Origin of the sequence: Enterobacter cloacae complex sp. 372C4, from assembly GCF_050030615.1 — a bacterium.
GTDB classification, from domain to species: domain Bacteria; phylum Pseudomonadota; class Gammaproteobacteria; order Enterobacterales; family Enterobacteriaceae; genus Enterobacter; species Enterobacter intestinihominis.
In genome coordinates this window covers 1,576,700-1,596,310 of the sequence record NZ_JBLGUQ010000001.1, presented here as the reverse complement: position 1 = coordinate 1,596,310, position 19,611 = coordinate 1,576,700, and the positions used below count along the sequence as shown (strand labels likewise).

Sequence of the window (19,611 nt, the reverse complement as noted above, 5' to 3'; positions counted from 1 at the left end):
GTCGCGCTGGCGAATAAACGTCACTTTTAACCCTTTCCACCCGGTTATCCCGGCAAACGGCTTTTTGGCCGACCCGGACCCAGCAGAATGGCGAGTTTACTGCCTCCTTTCGTGGTTTCCATCCAGATTTTACAGACGCTGGTGAGCGGCACGGAGAGCAGCATGCCCACCGGTCCCAGCAGCCATCCCCAGATCAGTAACGATAAAAACACCACCATCGTCGACATGCCCAGACGGTGACCCATCATGCGCGGTTCGAGAATATTGCCCAGCACCATATGCACGACGAGGAACAGCGCCCCTACCAGCATGCACTCATAAAAACCGTTAAACAGGAACGCCTGGATCATCGGCGGAACGGCAGAAAGCACCGCGCCGATATTGGGCACGTAGTTCAGTAAAAACGCCAGCACGCCCCACATCAGCGCGAACTGCACGTCCAGCAGCACCAGCCCCAGCCAGACGATCACGCCGGTCCACAGGCTTAACAGCGTTTTCAGCGCCAGATATTTGGAAACGCCCTTCAGCGCGCGATGCAAGCCGGCAATGTGGATCTGCGGATTGTTCAGGGCAAAACGCAGCTTATACGGCACGTGGCGCACTTCGAACAGCATAAACACCACCGTCATCACCAGCAGCAGAATGCTGGCCATTGCCCCGGAAAGCCCGGTCATCAACGTGGTGGCGTAGGTCATCACCTTCTCGGAATCCATCCGGCGCAGCATCCGTTCCGGTGAGATATGCAGATTCACGAACGGCAACATGCGCTGGAGATCGACCAGCTTGCGCGTCAGCTCTTTATTGTACTGCGGCAGCATGGTGGAAAATTCGCTCAGCGAGGCGGCGAGCACGCCGAACAGCGCCGTCAGGACAACCAGCATCACCATCACCACAATGGTAATCGCGACCGGGCGGCTGATGCCCCGGCGTAAAAACCACGTCACCAGCGGGTTGAGGACGATGGCGAAAAACAGCGCCAGCAGAAGCTGAACAATGATATCCGCCGCCGCATGGATACCCGCAAGGATAACCACCAGGCAGGCGAGTTTTAATAAAATATGAAGTCCGGCTTTGTCGGGCGGGCTGGCAGTCATAAGAATTCCTTTTTCCGGGGGGCTTGCTAATTGTAGTGCGCCGGATTCGCTTCGTCTGGAGCGTTAGTCTTAAAGTCATGGAAAAAAAATGGCCCCCGGCGCAAGCGACGGAGGCCACGTCATCCCGGTGAACGATTACTGGATCACGAGAGTGTTAATGATGTTTTCAGCGGTTGCCTGCGCTTTTTGCTGATTATCTGCAGGCAGAGTGATCTGCATGGTCAGCAGTTTATTATCTACCTTGCCGAGAACCACAGAGGAGTAAGCGGTCTGGCCTTTGGCGGAGATGATGCTGTCCAGCTGTTGCAGCGTGTGGCCTTTCAGCTCGATAGACTTATTGGTCACCACCTGAAGCTGCGGGTCGCGGCTGCGCTGCTGATCTTCCAGACGTTTGGACAGCACACCCAGATCTTCGCTGGTATCGTCACCGACAATCACAATGACTGCTTTTTGCCCGGTGGCATCGGAGTAGACGTGCATGTTGTTCGCCTGGGTGCCCAGCTTACCGCTCTGATCGGTCATGTCCGCGGGCAGAGAGAAACTGAGTTTGCCATCCATCAGGCTCACCGGCTGACCGGTGGCGTTGCTTTCTGCTGACGCGCCCTGAGCAGGCGTTTTGGTGTCGCTGTTATCACAGGCTGCAAGGCCAACAACCAGCAGGCCAATCCCGACATATTTAACCAGATTGCGCATTGACTTCTTCCTTTCGATAAACGGCCATAGCGGCTCATTCGTTCATCTTATCACAACTGATAAAGCGAACCCTTAACCTGCCTGCAATGCGGAGATTTCAGATTTATCTGCCAGTCTTTTCAGCAGCATATTCAACAGCACGCCGTACATCGGCAGGAAGAAGACCAGGCTGATAAGCACCTTAAAGGCGTAGTCCACCAGAGCGATTTCCATCCAGTGTTCTGCCATGAAGGCGTCCGGGCTGCGCCAGAAGGCAATGAAGAAGAAGGCCAGCGTATCGCTCACGTTACCGAACAGCGTGGAAGCCGTTGGAGCCATCCACCAGCGATGGTTCTGACGCAGGCGGTTAAACACGTGGACATCGAGGATCTGCCCCAGGGCATAGGCCATAAAGCTGGCGGCGGCAATACGCGCGACGAACAGGTTGAAATGCGTCAGGGCTTCGAAGCCCTGCCAGCTTCCCATGTAAAACAGCGAGGAGATGGCGTAGGAGACAAACAGTGCCGGGATCATCACCGCAAAAATAATCCGCCGCGCCAGCGGTGCGCCAAAAATACGCACGGTTAAATCCGTCGCAAGGAAAATAAACGGGAAACTGAACGCGCCCCAGGTGGTATGGAAACCAAAAATGGAGATGGGGAGCTGTACCAGATAGTTACTGGAGATGATCACCAGCAGATGAAATAGCGAAAGCCAGAACAACGCCTTGACGCGTTGCGATTGTGTAAAGGAGTTCATATTGTACCTTTTTGATTAATATTTGGGGTGAGGGAACCCAATAAAGCCGCCGCATGATACTGCTTTAACGACACTTTGCAATGGCTAATTTTCACGCAATCGTTAACCTGGTTTGCATTGGCGATAGCGGGGCGTAAACTACAGCCGTTTTTACCTGAACGAGAAGAACATGACCGACCTGTTTTCCAGCCCAGACCACACGCTTGATGCTCAGGGCCTCCGTTGCCCGGAGCCGGTAATGATGGTGCGTAAAACCGTCCGTAACATGCAGAGCGGCGAAACGCTGCTGATCGTCGCCGATGACCCGGCCACTACCCGCGATATTCCCGGTTTTTGTACCTTTATGGAGCATGAACTGGTAGCGCAGCAAACCGAGACCTTGCCGTACCGGTATTTGATTCGTAAGGGGTAAGTGCGGCCTGATGCCCGGCGGCGCTTCGCTTGCACGGGCTTACGGGTGTAGTAGGTCGGGTAAGGCGCAGCCGCCACCCGACAAGTACTCATCACAATTTCGAACCATCGTTTCAAAATTTCGCGCTTTTTGTGAGGCGCTTCACCCTCCTTTTTCCAGCCGTAGTCTAATTTTTAAACGTCAAAAACTAAAACATCGTTTTAACGCTTATTTCACTACCCTGGAGTTGACTCAATGAAAACGACCCTCAAGCCGTTACTGGCTGCTCTGTGCCTGTCTGCTTTTGCCTGCACCGTTTCTGCCCAGACCATCAAAGCCGCCGATGTGCATCCTGAAGGCTACCCGAACGTGGTGGCGGTTCAGCAGATGGGTGAAAAACTCAAACAACAAACCGATGGCAAGCTGGAGATTAAGGTCTTCCCCGGCGGCGTGCTGGGGGATGAAAAGCAGATGATTGAGCAGGCGCAGATGGGGGCGATAGACATGATCCGCGTCTCTATGGCGCCGGTTGCCGCCATCCTGCCGGATATCGAAGTGTTTACGCTGCCCTACGTATTCCGCGATGAAGACCACATGCACAAGGTGATCGACGGGGATATCGGCAAGCAGATTGGCGACAAGCTGACCGCCAACCCGAAATCGCGCCTGGTCTTCCTCGGCTGGATGGATTCCGGCACCCGCAATCTGATCACCAAAGCGCCGATCGTTAAACCGGAAGACCTGAAAGGGAAGAAGATCCGCGTCCAGGGTAGCCCGGTGGCGCTGGCCACGCTGAAAGCGATGGGGGCGAACTCGGTGGCGATGGGCGTCAGCGAGGTTTACAGCGGCATGCAGACCGGGGTGATCGATGGCGCGGAGAACAACCCGCCAACTTTTATCGCCCACAACTACATGCCGATCGCCAAAAACTACACGCTGAGCGGCCACTTTATCACTCCGGAAATGCTGCTCTACTCCAAAGTGAAATGGGACAAACTCAGCGCTGACGAACAGCAAAAGATCCTGACGCTGGCCCGCGAAGCGCAGTTCGAGCAGCGCAAGCTGTGGAATGCGTATAACGACCAGGCGCTGGCAAAAATGAAGGCTGGCGGCGTGAAGTTCCACGATATCGACAAAACGGTGTTCATCAAAGCCACTGAGCCGGTGCGCGCGCAGTATGGCGACAAGCATCAGGATCTGATGAAAGCCATCGCTGACGTTCAGTAAACCGGAGTACGTATGTCCGAACTCTACCTGAAGTGGATGGATCGTCTGTACCTGCTCGCCATGGCGGTGGCGGGTCTCTCGCTGCTGGTGATGACGATTGTCATCCCCATCGGCATCTTCTCACGCTACGTGCTCAATCGCGGCGAATCCTGGCCGGAACCGATCGCCATTATCTGCATGGTGACGTTTACCTTCATCGGCGCGGCGGTAAGCTACCGCGCCGGGTCGCATATTGCGGTCAACATGCTTACCGACCGCCTGCCCGCGTCGCTGCAAAGGCTGTGCGCGCGGGTAGTGGATCTGCTGATGCTGCTGATTTCTGGCCTGATGTGCTGGTACAGCTACTGGCTGTGCGTTGAGCTGTGGGAGCAGCCGGTGGCGGAGTTTCCGCTCCTGACCTCCGGCGAAAGCTATCTGCCTCTGCCTGTCGGGTCGGCCATTTTGATCCTGTTTGTGCTTGAACGCCTGCTGTTTGGCTCGCAGGAAAACCGTCCGGTCGTGCTGATCGGCAATCACAGTTAAGGGGTGAACAATGGATGCTTTTGTTTTGTTATTCACCCTCGCCATTTTGCTGGCGCTGGGGATGCCGGTGGCCTTCGCCGTCGGCTTAAGCGCCGTGGCGGGCGCGCTGTGGATTGACCTGCCGCTGGAGGCGCTGATGATCCAGATCACCAGCGGGGTGAATAAATTTACCCTGCTGGCAATCCCGTTCTTCATTCTTGCCGGGGCGATCATGGCGGAAGGGGGCATTGCCCGACGGCTGGTGAATTTCGCCTACGTGTTCGTCGGCTTTATCCGCGGTGGGCTGTCGCTGGTGAACATTGTCGCCTCGACGTTCTTCGGCGCGATTTCCGGCTCGTCGGTGGCGGATACGGCGTCTATCGGCAGCGTGATGATCCCGGAGATGGAGAAGAAGGGTTATCCGCGCGAATACGCGGCGGCGGTGACGGCCAGCGGGTCGGTGCAGGCGATTCTGATCCCGCCCAGCCACAACTCGGTGATTTACTCCCTGGCGGCGGGGGGAACGGTCTCCATCGCCACGCTGTTTATCGCGGGCGTGCTGCCGGGCCTGCTGCTGGGGGTGAGCCTGATGGTGCTCTGCCTGTGCTTCGCCCGCAAGCGCGGCTACCCGAAGGGGGACAAAATCCCGTTCAGGCAGGCGCTGAAAATTATGCTCGATGCCCTGTGGGGGCTGATGACGGTGGTGATTATCCTCGGCGGGATCTTGTCCGGGATTTTTACCGCCACCGAATCTGCCGCCGTGGCCTGCCTGTGGGCGTTCTTCGTCACCATGTTTATCTACCGCGACTACAAGTGGAGCGAACTGCCGAAGCTGATGTGCCGCACGGTGAAAACCGTCACCATCGTGATGATTTTAATCGGCTTTGCCGCGGCGTTTGGGGCGGTGATGATCTACATGCAACTGCCGATGCGCATCACCGAATTCTTCACATCGCTCTCCGATAACAAGTACGTGATCCTCATGTACCTCAACATCATGCTGCTGCTGATTGGCACGCTGATGGACATGGCGCCGATCATCCTGATCCTGACGCCGGTGCTGCTGCCGGTGACCAATGCACTGGGTATCGACCCGGTGCATTTTGGGATGATCATGATGGTTAACCTGGGGATTGGGCTGATCACGCCGCCGGTCGGATCGGTGCTGTTTGTGGCGAGTGCGGTGAGTAAGCAGAAGATCGAACACGTGGTGCGGGCGATGCTGCCGTTTTACGGTATGTTGCTGGTCGTGCTGGGGATGGTGACGTACATTCCGGCGATTTCATTGTGGTTGCCGGGGCTGTTAGGGATGCAGTGACGCGTGCGGCCTGATGCCCTCACCCCGGCCCTCTCCCGCGGGGAGAGGGGGCAAACACGAGAAACGGCAACCCGGTTGCCGTTTCACTTTTACCTTTGACGCAACAACCGCAACGCGTTCGCCGTAACCAGCACCGTCGCCCCCGTATCCGCCAGTACCGCCAGCCACAGTCCGGTCATGCCGAGCAGCGTGGTGACCAGGAAAATCCCCTTCAGACCCAGCGCAATGGCGATGTTCTGCCGAATATTGGCGCGTGTTGCCCGCGCAAGTTCTATCATCTGCGCCAGCCCGGTCAGGCGGTTGTGCGTCAGCGCCGCGTCGGCGGTCTCCAGTGCCACGTCGGTGCCGCTGCCCATCGCAATGCCGATGGTGGAAGCTTTCATTGCCGGGGCATCGTTTATTCCGTCCCCGACCATCGCCAGCGGGGCGTTGCTGTTCAGCCCGGTTACCGCGCTGACTTTATCCGCAGGCAACAATCCGGCCTTAAATTCCAGCCCCAGCTCGCCTGCAATCGCCGCCGCCGCGCGCGGATTATCGCCGGTCAGGATCACGCCCTGTACTCCCAGCCTGTGTAGCGCGTCGACGGCCTCTTTCGCATCGTCACGCAGGGTGTCGCGCAGCGCCAGCATGCCCATCGGCACACCGTCCTGCATCACGGTAATGACCGTCTGCCCGGCCTGCTCCAGCGCCTCAACCTGTGGAGTAGAGCGCGCGTCCGCCGCGGCGATCAGCACTTTTTTGCCTTCGACCACAGCTTCAATCCCTGACCCGACCAGCGCTCGCTGGGCCGTTGCCGGAGGGATGTTCAGCCCGCGCCCCTTCGCTTCACGTACAATCGCCTGCGCCAGAGGGTGGGTGGAGCCCTGCTCCACGGCAGCGGCCAGCGTCAGCAGGGCGTCTTCACTGATGTCCTGCGGATACACGCCGGTCACCTGCGGCCTGCCGACGGTCAGCGTGCCGGTTTTATCGAAGGCGATGTGCTGGACCTGGCTCAGCTGTTCCAGCGCCGCGCCGCCCTTAATCAGCGCCCCGCGACGTGCCGCCGCCGCCAGCCCGGAGGTAATCGCCGCCGGGGTGGAGATCACCAGCGCACACGGACAGCCGATCAGCAGCAGCGTCAGCCCTTTGTAAATCCAGCCCTCCCACGGTGCGCCGAAGAACAGCGGCGGGACGACGGTGACCAGCAGCGCCACCAGCATGATGGCGGGGGTGTAAATCCGGCTGAAGCGATCGATAAAGCGTTCTACCGGCGCGCGGCGCTCCTCGGCCTCTTCAATCAGCCTGAGGATGCGGTCGATGGCACTGTCGCCCGGTTCGGAAAGGACCGTCAACTGCACCAGTCGGTCGACGCTGGTGGCGCCCGCAGGCACCTTTTCACCCGCCGCGCGCGCAACCGGGATGGATTCCCCGGTCAGGGCACTTTCGTCAAAACTTGCGGTGGCGGTAACGAGGGCCCCATCGGCTGGCAGACGTCCGCCTGCGGGCACTTCAATCACGTCACCCGGGCGCAGGGTGTTGATGGCGACCGTTTCACGCTGACCATCAATAACCCGCGTGGCGGTTTCCGGCTTTAGCGCCATCAGCGCGCTCACCCCTTTACGCGCCCGGCTCGCCGCCCAGCCCTCAAGGCGTTCGCCAATTAAGAACAGCAGCAGCACCATCGCCGCTTCCGCCGTCGCGCCAATAAACAGCGCCCCGATAGCCGCCACGCTCATCAGCGTTTCGATGGCAAACCAGCTGCCGCTTCTCATCAGACGCAGCGCCTGACGGGCAATCGGGAACAGGCCAACCAGCGTGGTGGCGATAAACGCCAGGTTGCCGAACGGGTGGTTGATCTGCTCCAGCCCCCAGCTCAGGGCCATCATGATGATGAGGGTGATAAGGGGCAGGTTTTCTTTTAGCGGAGACTTTTTTTCTGCGGGCGCCGTTTCGCTGCGCAGGGTATAACCCGCTTTGCTGACGGCGGCTTCAACCTGTCTGCTGACGTCGTTTTCGGCGCTGACCAGCAGCTTTTCGGTAGCGAACAGCACCTGAACGTGGTTCACACCCGGCACCTGCTTCACCGCATTTTCCACTTTGCGGGCGCAGGCCGCGCAGTCCATGCCGTTGACGACCCAGCTGTAGTGATTGCCGCTTTCAGGCAGCGTTTGAGTTTGCGTTTCGCATGCGCCCTCGCAGCAGCAGTCCTCTTTTGGCGGAACCGGGCTGAGCTTAAGTGCCGAGAATTGGGGAACTTTTTTAGATATTTCTGGAGTCGACATGGCAGTCTCCGGTAATGATAATTTTCTCATTAACCGCAGCATACACTCTGGAGTCGACTCCAGAGTCAAGCGTTATTTAGATATACAGTGAACGCACAATCAGGAAGTGTCCGGCAAAGTAACAGGCGGCAGAAATCGCATTATCCGCACGGAAGCGGCGGCGATAGTGGCTGCCCAGCCAGACGATGTTACCCAACAGCAACAGTGCGGCACCGAAGAACGCGGACATCGCAGGCGCTGTCGGACGGAAGAACCACAGCTCGCCCGCCAGCCACACCATCACCAGCGTCATGGCGATAAACGTACACACCGGCAGACGCATCTCTTCCAGACGCGACCAGATCACCGCGATCAGCAGGGCGCCAATCACCAGCAGCACCAGCGGCAGCGGCCAGAAGATGGAGAGCGTCATCTGGCTGGCAAAGTAGATGGTATAGAGCAGATGCGACAGGAAGAATGCCCCCACGGCGTACAGCAGACGCTGGCGCGGCAGCAGGGTTAAGGCATCGCCAATCAGGGACGCACACAGCCCCGCGAGGACAAGATAGCTGATGGCGTTAAACATCGGTGCCTGCCAGGCAAGCAACAGCAGGAGCAATAGCGTGACGGGTTTAAACAACCAGCGCTGCCAGGCTGGGCCACGGTAAGACGCATCGACGTAAAGCCATGCGGAAAAACAGACAGCGATAAATGACCAAAGCATATTAACTCCCTGTAACTGTTGAGGCTGAATGATCAGTTTCTGATCCAGTGTAGTGACGCGAGCGGGCGTTTGGCAATGCCGGGGCAGGCGAGGTATCCTGAATTCCGCATAATCTGATGGGATTTTTCAATGAGCAAGATGCCGCTGTTTTTTATTGTCGTGCTGGCGATTATCGTCATTGCCGCCTCGTTTCGCTTCGTGCAGCAGCGCCGTGAGAAGGCCGACAACGATGCCGCACCGCTGATGCAAAAGCGCGTGGTGGTGACGAACAAGCGCGAGAAACCGCTTAATGACCGCCGATCCCGCCAGCAGCAGGTGACGCCTGCGGGCACAACGATGCGCTATGAAGCGAGCTTTAAGCCGGAAACCGGCGGGCTGGAGATGACCTTCCGACTGGAGGCGCAGCAGTACCACCAGTTGACGGTGGGGGAGAAAGGCACGCTGAGCTACAACGGGTCGCGGTTTGAAGGGTTTAGGGCTGAATAATGCGCGATCGGTCCCCTCTCCCAGTGGGAGAGGGTTAGGGTGAGGGCATCACACCGCACCTTACTTCTTCACCTGCGCCTTAAACGTCTTCATCCACACCAGCAGCTCAAATACGCCGAAAATAAACACCCGCAGCTGCTGCCAGCCGGTCATCGGTGGGCTATCTTTCGGCAGTCCGTTTTTCAGCACCACCATCTGCAAGGCATGCATGAACGCGGTGAAAATCAGCGCCACGTTAATGAAGATATTCAGCGGACGCGGGAACGGGTGCACCAGATTCAAAATCAAAAATGCCCAGACGCCCAGCATTAGCAAGCGCCCTACGTTAATCAGTACTGGCATCGGATCCTCCTTGTGCCTGACGGTGATACAGACGATAAGCCACCTGGCCGGCGACCTTCTCGCGGTGCAGATCCCAGTGAACGGGAACGGGCGGTAGACCATTTTCCACTTCGCTTTCAACGTAAATCAGCGCGTCGTCTGCCAGCCAGCCATTTTTTTCCAGCAACGATAATGTCTCTTCCAGCAGCCCTTTACGGAACGGCGGGTCAACAAACACTACGTTGAACGGCGTCCCCTGTTGCGCGAGGAAGCTCAGCGTGTTGGTATTCACCACTTTGGCGTTGGTTGCTTTCAGCGTAGCCAAATTTTGCTGCAACGTCTGCGCGACGCCGCGCTCCATCTCCAGCAGCGTGGCGCTCGCAGCATAGCGCGACAGCGCTTCCAGCCCTAATGCACCGCTTCCGGCGAAGCAGTCCAGGCAATGGGCGTCTACCATTGACGGGGCGAGCCAGTTAAACAGCGTCTCGCGAACGCGGTCCGTGGTAGGGCGTAAACCGGGGCTGTCCGGCACCGGTAATTTCCGGCCTCGCCACTGACCGCCGATAATGCGAATTTGACCGGCCGGGGCGCGGGTGGGTTTCTTCATCTCAGGAAAGCTCTGTTAACAATGCCCTGCGATTGCGGGCGGTGATGTCAATTAAGTAAAGTGTTAGACTATTTCATCATTTTTTTAGCTTCCCTGTATATAGCGCCGCGAGGAGTGTAGTCGCAGATGGCAAAACAAAAAAAACGTGGCTTCTTTTCCTGGTTGGGTTTCGGTGAAAAAGAGCAAGAAACAGAACAGAAAACCGAAGAACAGCAGGTTGTAGAAGAGCAGTCACAGCCTGAAACGCCTGTCGAAACCGCTGCGGTTGTCGAAGCGGAAGAGCCAGCCCACAGCAAAGAAGAGATTGAATCCTTTGCCGAAGAGGTGGTTGAGGTTACCGAACAGGTTCAGGAGAGCGAAAAACCAGAGCCGGTTATCGTTGAAACCCTTACCGAAGCGCCGCAGGCCGCTATCGAACACGAAGCGCTGCCGCTGCCGGAAGAGGTGAAAGCTGAAGAGGTTTCTGCCGAAGAGTGGCAGGCCGAAGCGGAAACCGTTGAAATTGTTGAGGCGGTGGAAGAAGAAGCGGCCCTTGAGCCAGAGCTGACCGACGAAGAGCTGGAGGCCCAGGCGCTGGCGGCGGAAGCGGCTGAAGAAGCGGTCATCGTCGTGCCGGTGGAAGAGCAGGCCGAAGAAGAGATCGTTCAGGAGCAGGAAAAACCGACCAAAGAAGGTTTCTTCGCGCGCCTGAAGCGCAGCCTGCTCAAAACCAAAGAAAACTTAGGTTCCGGATTTATCAGTCTGTTCCGCGGCAAGAAGATCGACGACGATCTGTTTGAGGAGCTGGAAGAGCAACTGCTGATTGCGGATGTGGGCGTGGAGACCACCCGGAAAATCATCGCCAACCTGACCGAAGGAGCGAACCGCAAACAGCTGCGTGACGCCGAGGCGCTGTACGGCCTGCTGAAAGACGAGATGGGTGAAATTCTCGCAAAAGTTGACGAACCGCTTAATATTGAAGGCAAAACGCCCTTTGTTATTCTGATGGTTGGCGTCAACGGCGTGGGTAAAACCACCACCATCGGCAAGCTGGCGCGCCAGTTTGAGCAGCAGGGCAAATCGGTGATGCTGGCGGCGGGCGATACCTTCCGTGCGGCAGCGGTGGAACAGCTCCAGGTGTGGGGCCAGCGCAACAATATTCCGGTCATTGCCCAGCACACCGGCGCGGATTCCGCGTCCGTGATTTTCGATGCCATCCAGGCGGCGAAGTCGCGTAACGTGGACGTGCTGATTGCAGATACCGCAGGGCGTTTGCAGAACAAATCGCACCTGATGGAAGAGCTGAAGAAAATCGTTCGCGTCATGAAGAAGCTGGACGAAGATGCACCGCATGAAATTATGCTGACTATCGACGCCAGCACCGGACAGAACGCCATCAGCCAGGCGAAGCTGTTCAATGAAGCGGTAGGACTGACCGGGATCACGCTGACCAAGCTGGACGGCACCGCGAAAGGCGGGGTGATCTTCTCCGTGGCCGACCAGTTCGGCATTCCTATCCGTTACATCGGTGTGGGCGAGCGTATTGAGGATTTACGTCCGTTTAAAGCGGACGACTTTATTGAGGCACTATTTGCCCGAGAGGACTAACAATGATTCGCTCTGAACACGTCAGCAAGGCCTATCTCGGCGGGAGACAAGCGCTGCAGGGGGTAACATTCCACCTCCAGCCAGGCGAGATGGCATTCCTGACCGGCCATTCCGGCGCGGGGAAAAGTACCCTGCTCAAGCTGATCTGTGGGATCGAGCGGCCAAGTGCCGGGAAAATCTGGTTCAGCGGCCATGAAATTAGCCGTCTTAAGAACCGTGAAGTGCCGTTCCTGCGTCGTCAGATTGGCATGATTTTCCAGGATCACCACCTGCTGATGGATCGCACGGTTTTCGATAACGTCGCGATCCCGCTGATTATTGCCGGGGCCAGTTACGATGATATCCGCCGTCGCGTTTCGGCGGCGCTGGATAAGGTCGGGCTGCTGGACAAAGCGAAGAACTTCCCGATCCAGCTCTCCGGCGGTGAGCAGCAGCGCGTGGGCATCGCCCGTGCGGTGGTGAACAAGCCTGCCGTCTTGCTGGCGGATGAACCGACCGGTAACCTGGACGATGCCCTCTCTGAAGGGATCCTGCGTCTGTTTGAGGAATTTAACCGCGTGGGGGTCACGGTACTGATGGCGACGCACGACATGGGGCTTATCTCACGCCGTTCGTACCGCATGCTGACCCTGAGCGACGGGCATTTGCACGGAGGCCACGGTGAATAAGCGTGATGCAATGAACCAGATTCGGCAGTTCAGCAACCGGTTTGACCGTTTCCGCAAGCCTCAGGGCGGCGGGGACGGCAATCGCCATGCGCCTAAGCGTGCCAAAGCGACACCGAAACCGAACTCCCGTAAAACCAACGTCTTCAACGAACAGGTGCGCTACGCCTTCCAGGGCGCGTTGCAGGATCTAAAAAGCAAACCGCTGGCGACGTTCCTGACGGTGATGGTGATTGCCATCTCCCTGACGCTGCCCAGCGTCTGCTACATGGTTTACAAAAACGTGAACCAGGCGGCGTCCCAGTACTATCCGTCGCCGCAGATTACCGTTTATCTGGATAAAGCCCTCGACGATAACGCGGCGGCTCAGGTAGTGGGGCAGATTCAGGCCGAGCAGGGCGTGGAGAAGGTGAACTATCTTTCCCGCGATGAAGCGCTGGGCGAGTTTCGCAACTGGTCCGGGTTCGGCGGCGCGCTGGATATGCTGGAAGAGAACCCGCTGCCCGCCGTGGCGGTGGTGATCCCGAAGCTCGATTTCCAGGGCACCGATTCGCTCAACACCCTGCGCGACCGCATTACCCGCATCAATGGGATTGATGAAGTGCGCATGGACGACAGCTGGTTTGCCCGCCTTGCCGCCCTGACCGGGCTGGTGGGGCGCGTATCGGCGATGATCGGCGTGCTGATGGTGGCGGCGGTGTTCCTCGTCATCGGTAACAGCGTGCGCCTGAGCATCTTCGCCCGTCGCGATACCATCAACGTGCAGAAACTGATTGGCGCAACGGATGGTTTCATCCTCCGCCCGTTCCTCTATGGCGGCGCGTTATTAGGTTTTTCTGGTGCATTTCTTTCATTGATTTTGTCAGAAATTTTGGTGATGCGGCTGTCGTCTGCCGTCACCGAGGTGGCGCAGGTTTTCGGAACGAAGTTTGATATCAGTGGCTTAGGGTTCGATGAGTGCCTGCTGTTGCTGCTGGTCTGCTCCATGATCGGCTGGGTGGCGGCATGGCTGGCAACGGTTCAACATTTACGCCACTTTACTCCCGACTAATAAAAGCGTGATATAATCTTTCCCTGCACCGAGATGTTCGCTTGCAGGGAAAGCGTCCCTGTTGTCTCTTCCCCTGTAATCAACTTCATGTCACATTTTGTGCGTAATTTATTCACTGTTGCACCTGGAACTTGTGGATAAAATCACTGTCTGATAAAAGAGTGAATGCTAATCTCGTTGCTCAAACGCTTTGGCATGGTTGTTGCCTGACGGGGACAACCTGGACCAGAAGAAACATTGAGAGGAATGAATGACCAAAGAAATGCAAACTTTAGCTTTAGCCCCTGTTGGTAACCTGGAATCTTACATCCGGGCTGCGAACACCTGGCCGATGTTAACGGCTGAGGAAGAAAAGGAGCTTGCTGAAAAGCTGCATTACCAGGGCGATCTGGAAGCAGCTAAAACGCTGATCCTGTCTCACCTGCGCTTTGTTGTTCACGTTGCTCGTAATTATGCGGGCTACGGCCTGCCGCAGGCGGACCTGATTCAGGAAGGTAACATTGGCCTGATGAAGGCGGTACGTCGCTTCAACCCGGAAGTGGGTGTGCGACTCGTCTCCTTCGCCGTGCACTGGATCAAAGCGGAAATTCACGAATACGTCCTGCGTAACTGGCGTATTGTGAAAGTCGCCACGACGAAAGCGCAGCGCAAACTGTTCTTCAACCTGCGTAAAACCAAGCAGCGTCTGGGCTGGTTCAATCAGGATGAAGTGGAAATGGTGGCGCGCGAGCTGGGCGTTTCCAGCAAAGACGTCCGCGAGATGGAATCCCGTATGGCCGCGCAGGACATGACGTTTGATATGTCTGCCGACGACGATGCCTCCGACAGCCAGCCGATGGCCCCGGTCCTGTATCTGCAGGATAAAACCTCTAACTTTGCTGACGGCATTGAAGAGGATAACTGGGAAGACCAGGCGGCAAACAAGCTGACCTTCGCGATGGAAGGCCTCGACGAGCGTAGCCAGGATATCATCCGTGCCCGCTGGCTGGACGAAGATAACAAGTCCACGTTGCAGGAACTGGCCGACCGCTACGGCGTCTCCGCTGAACGTGTGCGTCAGCTTGAGAAGAACGCCATGAAAAAACTTCGCGCCGCTATCGAAGCGTAATTTCCTCGAAGTACACCGAGAACCCCTGGATGAGAGTCTGGGGGTTTTGTTTTTTTAGCGCCCGCTCTGGCGAATTTCTTCCCCCTGGCAAACACTTACTGATGCGCTAAGCAGGCGACATTCAGAGGGTGACAGGGTGAAAAATAACGAACTGAACGACCGGCGTTTACAGGCAACGCCGCGCGGTATCGGCGTCATGTGTAACTTCTATGCCGATAAAGCCGAAAACGCCACGGTGTGGGACGTAGAAGGTAACGAGTATATTGATTTTGCCGCCGGGATCGCCGTGCTGAATACCGGGCATCGCCATCCAAAAGTTATCGCCGCCATCGAAAAACAGCTTCATGCCTTTACCCATACCGCTTACCAGATCGTCCCCTATGAAGGTTATGTGGCGCTTGCCGAGCGCATCAACCAGCGCGTACCCATAGAGGGGCCAGCCAAAACCGCCTTTTTCTCAACCGGTGCAGAAGCGGTCGAAAACGCGGTGAAAATTGCCCGCGCGTACACCAGACGTCCCGGCCTTATCACCTTCGGCGGCGCGTTCCACGGCCGTACCTTTATGACCATGGCGCTGACCGGCAAAGTGGCGCCCTATAAGCTCGGCTTCGGCCCATTCCCCGGCTCGGTGTACCACGCGCAATTCCCCAACAACCTGCACGGCGTCAGTACCGCCGAAGCGTTAAAAAGCCTGGAGCGCATCTTCAAAGCCGATATCGCGCCCGATCAGGTGGCGGCAATCATTATTGAACCGGTTCAGGGCGAGGGCGGATTCAACGTCGCGCCCGCTGATTTTATGCAGGCGCTGCGTGCCCTGTGCGATACCCACGGGATTTTACTGATTGCCGACGAAGTGCAAACCGGCTTCGCCCGTACCGGCAAGCTATTCTCCATGGAAAACCACTGCGTGAAGCCCGATCTGATCACCATGGCGAAAAGCCTGGCGGGCGGAATGCCGCTCTCTGCCGTCTCTGGCCGGGCAGAGGTGATGGACGCGCCCGCTCCGGGCGGACTGGGCGGCACCTACGCGGGTAACCCGCTGGCGATTGCGGCGGCCCATGCGGTGCTGGACGTGATTGACGAGGAAGATCTCTGCACGCGCGCGTCTCATCTCGGCCATCATCTTGTCGAGGTGCTGAATAAAGCGAAGGATGGCTGTCCCTGGATCGCCGATATCCGTGGACAGGGCTCGATGGTGGCGGTGGAATTTACCGATCCGCAAACCGGACAGCCGTCGCCGGAATTTACCCGTCAGGTTCAGGAGCGCGCGTTGAACGAAGGGCTGCTGCTTTTGAGTTGCGGCGTCTACGGCAACGTTATCCGCTTCCTCTACCCGCTCACCATCCCCGAAGCGCAGTTCCGTAAAGCGCTGGATATTATTTCCGCCTCGCTGACACGATAAAGCCAAAAGCCCGGCTCAAATGACAGTCGGGCTTATCATATTTTCATTTCAAATTAGCTATTCCAAAATCATAAAAATGGGGTATGTTTTAGCAGAGTATGCTGAAAAAGCGCGAACAGCACGCCTATAATTGAAATAAAGCGCTACACAACAACATCACAACAATCGTTATAACCATAATAATGGGGAATCTCAGGATGAACATGAAGGGTAAAGCGTTACTGGCAGGATGTATCGCGTTGGCATTCAGCACTATGGCGCAGGCCGATATTAAAGTGGCCGTGGTGGGCGCGATGTCCGGTCCGGTAGCACAGTACGGCGACCAGGAATTTACGGGCGCGGAACAGGCGGTTGCAGACATTAATGCTAAGGGCGGCATCAAGGGCGAAAAGCTGCAAATCGTAAAATATGACGATGCCTGTGACCCGAAACAGGCGGTCGCGGTGGCGAACAAAGTGGTAAATGACGGGATCAAATACGTTATCGGTCACCTGTGCTCCTCTTCCACCCAGCCCGCGTCTGACATCTACGAAGACGAAGGCATTCTGATGATCACGCCGGCTGCGACGGCACCAGAGCTGACCGCGCGCGGCTATAAGCTGATCCTGCGTACCACCGGTCTGGACTCCGATCAGGGGCCAACCGCCGCGAAATACATTGTTGAAAAAGTGAAGCCGCAGCGCATCGCGATTGTTCATGACAAACAGCAGTACGGCGAAGGCCTGGCCCGTGCGGTGCAGGATAACCTGAAAAAAGCGAATGCCAACGTGGTGTTCTTTGACGGTATCACCGCCGGTGAGAAAGACTTCTCGACTCTGGTAGCGCGTCTGAAGAAAGAGAATATCGACTTCGTTTATTACGGCGGCTACCACCCGGAAATGGGGCAGATCCTGCGTCAGGCGCGTGCGGCGGGTCTGAAGACACAGTTCATGGGGCCAGAAGGCGTGGCGAACGTTTCCCTGTCTAACATCGCGGGTGAGTCTGCTGAAGGGCTGCTGGTGACCAAACCGAAAAACTACGACCAGGTGCCTGCGAACAAACCTGTTGTAGATGCCATCAAGGCGAAGAAACAGGATCCAAGCGGTGCGTTCGTCTGGACCACTTACGCAGCGTTGCAGTCTCTGCAAGCGGGCCTGAACCAGTCAGCCGATCCGGCGGAGATTGCCACCTGGCTGAAAGCGAACTCGGTGGAAACCGTGATGGGGCCGCTGTCCTGGGATGAGAAGGGCGACCTGAAGGGCTTCGAGTTCGGCGTGTTTGACTGGCATGCCAACGGCACGGCGACAGACGCCAAATAAAAGCAAAAAGGCAACGTAAGTTGCCTTTTTTAATGTTTTCTCCCTCTCCCCGTGGGAGAGGGCCGGGGTGAGGGCATCAGGCCGCAGAGCCCCGCTTTTGCCCGGTGGCGCTTCGCTTACCGGGCCTACAATCAGCCTGGGAAAATGCGGCAGATAATGAATGTAGGCCGGGTAAGGCGCAGCCGCCACCCGGCTTTCTTTTAGCGCTTCTCCCACCCGTTCGCCTGCGCCGTAAACCCTAACGCCTGCATAAACGCCGCCATTACGCCGCGATCCTCTACGCCCACGTCGGCCATCCACCAGGAGGTCACGCTCGGGTTTTCGCGGATCACCTCTTCAATCAAATACTGCCCGACCCCGCGACGACGGGTCACGTCGCGCACGCGCAGGGAGTCCAGCGCCCCTTCCGTGCCGCTCAGCGTTACGCGGACGGCGGCCAGCAGGCGCTCGTTAAAGCGCGCGGCATAGATGCGGTGGTTCTCATCGACGGCCAGCGATGAAGAAGAATATTCCGGCCAGATCTTGCCCAGGTCGATATGATCCTGGTCGCTAAAGGTCACCAGACGCACGATAGTCAGTTTCATTAGCTGCTTGTCCAAATCAAAAAGAGTACGGCCAGTGTACTCAATTTAATTGCTCAGGCACTTTCTCTTTTTCTTCCCATTTACCAGGTGATTAGTTTTTTGGCAACGCGATGGGCAGTTTGAAAACACATGGATCGAAAAATAAGCAGAATTTTAACCTGAATGGTAGTGATTTATTCGGCGCTTTGTACCGTTATTTTATGCTGCAAACTGCGCTTTTATTTGTTTATCTCCGTCTGATTTCAGAATATTATCTTTGCTTAATCGCCTGAAAAATAGAGATATTAGTCTGGTTTTTGTTAAAAACCTGCGCTAAACCATTAAAGGCACTGGTAAAAATAGCGTTGTTCATTAAAAGTACAGAATGCTTTTTAACCATAATAAAACAAAATATATACATCACTTCACGAATGGGGATTCTGAGATGAAAAGGAACGCGAAGACGTTAATCGCGGGGATGGTCGCACTGTCGATCTCGCATGCCGCTATGGCAGACGACATTAAAGTTGCGGTAGTGGGTGCGATGTCCGGCCCCGTTGCCCAGTGGGGCGATATGGAGTTCAACGGCGCGCGTCAGGCCATCAAAGATATCAATGCTAAAGGCGGCATCAAAGGCGACAAGCTGGTGGGCGTGGAGTATGACGACGCCTGCGATCCAAAACAGGCCGTCGCGGTCGCCAACAAAATCATTAACGACGGTATCCAGTACGTCATCGGGCACCTGTGTTCCTCCTCCACGCAGCCTGCGTCTGATATCTACGAAGACGAAGGCATCCTGATGATCACCCCGGGCGCCACCAACCCGGAACTGACCCAGCGCGGTTACCAGCACATTATGCGTACCGCCGGTCTGGACTCCTCGCAGGGGCCAACCGCCGCCAAATACATCCTCGAGACCGTTAAGCCACAGCGCATTGCCATCATTCATGACAAACAGCAGTACGGTGAAGGCCTGGCGCGCTCTGTACAGGACGGCCTAAAAAAAGGCGGGGCGAATATCGTCTTCTTCGACGGCATTACCGCCGGTGAGAAAGACTTCTCCGCGCTGATCGCCCGCCTGCAAAAAGAGAATATCGACTTCGTTTACTACGGCGGCTACTACCCGGAAATGGGGCAGATGTTGCGCCAGGCGCGCGCCACCGGTCTGAAAACCCAGTTTATGGGGCCTGAGGGCGTCGGTAATGCCTCCCTGTCGAACATCGCGGGCGATTCTGCCGAAGGCATGCTGGTGACGATGCCAAAACGCTATGACCAGGATCCGGCGAATAAAGCTATCGTGGATGCGCTCAAGGCACAGAAGAAAGATCCGAGTGGCCCATACGTCTGGATCACCTACGCGGCCGTGCAGTCGCTGGCCACGGCCATGGATCGCACCGGCAGCAAAGAGCCGCTGGATCTGGTGAAAGATTTAAAAGCACACGGGGCGAACACCGTGATTGGGCCGCTGAACTGGGATGAGAAAGGCGATCTGAAGGGATTTGAATTTGGTGTCTTTAAGTGGCACGCCGACGGTTCGTCCTCGGTCGCCAAATAATAATCCCACCGCCCGGTTTACCGGGCGGATATAAAAAGGTTT

Annotated in this window: 20 protein-coding genes; 12 read left to right on the top strand and 8 right to left on the bottom strand. The window is 56.8% G+C overall.

The window, feature by feature from the left end; all coding sequences use genetic code 11:
• Positions 1-44: 44 nt before the first annotated feature.
• The 3 genes from ACQG11_RS07715 to ACQG11_RS07705 form a co-directional block, all read right to left on the bottom strand.
• The gene (locus tag ACQG11_RS07715) at positions 45-1,094 is read right to left on the bottom strand and encodes an AI-2E family transporter (RefSeq protein WP_003861270.1); all 1,050 of its coding nucleotides are present in this window, start codon (positions 1,092-1,094) and stop codon (positions 45-47) included.
• Positions 1,095-1,229: 135 nt separating this feature from the next.
• Positions 1,230-1,787: a DcrB family lipoprotein gene (locus ACQG11_RS07710; protein WP_022649677.1), complete on the bottom strand. Its 558-nt coding sequence runs from the start codon at positions 1,785-1,787 to the stop codon at positions 1,230-1,232.
• A gap of 72 nt (positions 1,788-1,859) precedes the next feature.
• Positions 1,860-2,525, bottom strand: a complete 666-nt coding sequence (locus ACQG11_RS07705) for a 7-cyano-7-deazaguanine/7-aminomethyl-7-deazaguanine transporter (protein ID WP_022649676.1) — start codon at positions 2,523-2,525, stop codon at positions 1,860-1,862.
• Between the two features lie 169 nt (positions 2,526-2,694).
• Between ACQG11_RS07705 and tusA the strand changes: the two genes are divergently transcribed.
• From tusA to ACQG11_RS07685, 4 genes are all read left to right on the top strand, one after another.
• Positions 2,695-2,937, top strand: coding sequence for a sulfurtransferase TusA (gene tusA / locus ACQG11_RS07700; protein ID WP_000130627.1), 243 nt, complete (start codon positions 2,695-2,697; stop codon positions 2,935-2,937).
• A 234-nt stretch (positions 2,938-3,171) separates the two neighbouring features.
• Positions 3,172-4,143, top strand: a complete 972-nt coding sequence (locus ACQG11_RS07695) for a TRAP transporter substrate-binding protein (RefSeq protein ID WP_063146801.1) — start codon at positions 3,172-3,174, stop codon at positions 4,141-4,143.
• A gap of 12 nt (positions 4,144-4,155) precedes the next feature.
• Entirely contained in the window at positions 4,156-4,665 is a 510-nt protein-coding gene (locus ACQG11_RS07690) for a TRAP transporter small permease (RefSeq protein WP_023298808.1), read from the top strand.
• Between the two features lie 10 nt (positions 4,666-4,675).
• Positions 4,676-5,962 (top strand): TRAP transporter large permease, encoded by a 1,287-nt coding sequence (locus ACQG11_RS07685; RefSeq protein WP_426728285.1) that lies wholly within the window; start codon positions 4,676-4,678, stop codon positions 5,960-5,962.
• A gap of 89 nt (positions 5,963-6,051) precedes the next feature.
• Here the strand turns inward: ACQG11_RS07685 and zntA are convergent, their stop codons facing one another.
• Together zntA and ACQG11_RS07675 are read right to left on the bottom strand one after the other, a co-directional pair.
• Positions 6,052-8,223: a Zn(II)/Cd(II)/Pb(II) translocating P-type ATPase ZntA gene (gene zntA, locus ACQG11_RS07680; protein WP_426728284.1), complete on the bottom strand. Its 2,172-nt coding sequence runs from the start codon at positions 8,221-8,223 to the stop codon at positions 6,052-6,054.
• Positions 8,224-8,299: 76 nt separating this feature from the next.
• Entirely contained in the window at positions 8,300-8,926 is a 627-nt protein-coding gene (locus ACQG11_RS07675) for a lysoplasmalogenase (RefSeq protein ID WP_022649672.1), read from the bottom strand.
• 129 nt (positions 8,927-9,055) lie between these two features.
• On the opposite strand from ACQG11_RS07675, the gene ACQG11_RS07670 reads away from it, so the two are divergent.
• Entirely contained in the window at positions 9,056-9,412 is a 357-nt protein-coding gene (locus ACQG11_RS07670) for a DUF2500 domain-containing protein (protein WP_423398096.1), read from the top strand.
• 60 nt (positions 9,413-9,472) lie between these two features.
• Here the strand turns inward: ACQG11_RS07670 and ACQG11_RS07665 are convergent, their stop codons facing one another.
• Together ACQG11_RS07665 and rsmD are read right to left on the bottom strand one after the other, a co-directional pair.
• On the bottom strand, positions 9,473-9,754 hold the full coding sequence (locus tag ACQG11_RS07665) for a DUF1145 family protein (protein WP_426728283.1): 282 nt from the start codon (positions 9,752-9,754) through the stop codon (positions 9,473-9,475).
• On the bottom strand, positions 9,738-10,340 hold the full coding sequence (gene rsmD, locus ACQG11_RS07660) for a 16S rRNA (guanine(966)-N(2))-methyltransferase (RefSeq protein ID WP_022649669.1): 603 nt from the start codon (positions 10,338-10,340) through the stop codon (positions 9,738-9,740). Before rsmD ends, ACQG11_RS07665 begins: the two co-directional genes overlap by 17 nt.
• A gap of 126 nt (positions 10,341-10,466) precedes the next feature.
• Between rsmD and ftsY the strand changes: the two genes are divergently transcribed.
• The 6 genes from ftsY to livJ all read left to right on the top strand — a co-directional run bounded on the left by ftsY (position 10,467) and on the right by livJ (position 17,451).
• A complete protein-coding gene (gene ftsY, locus ACQG11_RS07655) occupies positions 10,467-11,927 on the top strand; it encodes a signal recognition particle-docking protein FtsY (RefSeq protein WP_192970332.1) in 1,461 nt (486 codons plus the stop codon).
• Between the two features lie 2 nt (positions 11,928-11,929).
• A complete protein-coding gene (gene ftsE, locus ACQG11_RS07650) occupies positions 11,930-12,595 on the top strand; it encodes a cell division ATP-binding protein FtsE (protein WP_426728282.1) in 666 nt (221 codons plus the stop codon).
• On the top strand, positions 12,588-13,643 hold the full coding sequence (gene ftsX / locus ACQG11_RS07645; RefSeq protein ID WP_022649667.1) for a permease-like cell division protein FtsX: 1,056 nt from the start codon (positions 12,588-12,590) through the stop codon (positions 13,641-13,643). The genes ftsE and ftsX overlap by 8 nt, the downstream gene beginning before the upstream one ends.
• A 250-nt stretch (positions 13,644-13,893) precedes the next feature.
• A complete protein-coding gene (gene rpoH / locus ACQG11_RS07640) occupies positions 13,894-14,751 on the top strand; it encodes an RNA polymerase sigma factor RpoH (RefSeq protein WP_000159624.1) in 858 nt (285 codons plus the stop codon).
• A 136-nt stretch (positions 14,752-14,887) separates the two neighbouring features.
• The gene (locus ACQG11_RS07635) at positions 14,888-16,153 is read left to right on the top strand and encodes a 4-aminobutyrate--2-oxoglutarate transaminase (RefSeq protein WP_032626831.1); all 1,266 of its coding nucleotides are present in this window, start codon (positions 14,888-14,890) and stop codon (positions 16,151-16,153) included.
• 197 nt (positions 16,154-16,350) lie between these two features.
• A complete protein-coding gene (livJ, locus tag ACQG11_RS07630) occupies positions 16,351-17,451 on the top strand; it encodes a branched chain amino acid ABC transporter substrate-binding protein LivJ (RefSeq protein WP_015571474.1) in 1,101 nt (366 codons plus the stop codon).
• A gap of 200 nt (positions 17,452-17,651) precedes the next feature.
• Here the strand turns inward: livJ and panM are convergent, their stop codons facing one another.
• A complete protein-coding gene (gene panM / locus ACQG11_RS07625; RefSeq protein ID WP_022649664.1) occupies positions 17,652-18,035 on the bottom strand; it encodes an aspartate 1-decarboxylase autocleavage activator PanM in 384 nt (127 codons plus the stop codon).
• 424 nt (positions 18,036-18,459) lie between these two features.
• On the opposite strand from panM, the gene livK reads away from it, so the two are divergent.
• Positions 18,460-19,569 (top strand): high-affinity branched-chain amino acid ABC transporter substrate-binding protein LivK, encoded by a 1,110-nt coding sequence (gene livK / locus ACQG11_RS07620; RefSeq protein ID WP_426728281.1) that lies wholly within the window; start codon positions 18,460-18,462, stop codon positions 19,567-19,569.
• The last annotated feature ends 42 nt before the right edge of the window (positions 19,570-19,611 follow it).